The 265-nt window shown below is 37.4% G+C and carries 1 protein-coding gene; it reads left to right on the top strand.

What is annotated here, in order from left to right:
- Positions 1-265, top strand: a 265-nt coding sequence (locus SB725_RS31795; RefSeq protein ID WP_410923431.1) for a TerB N-terminal domain-containing protein, incomplete at both ends; no start/stop codon positions are given.

Here is a 265-nt window from a genome sequence, read left to right as displayed (position 1 = left end):
AGCTCTAAACGGGAATTATTTAGAAACAGATTTAAGCTATTTAATCCTATTTACTTATGAACTTATCAATTACTCCTTCAATCAAAATGCAGCATTTAACGTTTCCATGATGGTACGCCTATACGAAGAGTACAAAGACAGAATGCCTGGTTGCAAAACCTATCTGAGCGATTGGATTCATGATTTTCTACTCGAATTGGACGAAGTAGGGCTAGCAAGTGAATGGGGCTTTCAATCAACTATGAGAAGCCACACCTTATTCGAT

This window comes from Pseudomonas sp. SIMBA_041 (genome assembly GCF_046535095.1).
GTDB lineage: Bacteria > Pseudomonadota > Gammaproteobacteria > Pseudomonadales > Pseudomonadaceae > Aquipseudomonas > Aquipseudomonas mucoides.
This window is presented reverse-complemented; position numbering and strand designations above follow the sequence as displayed.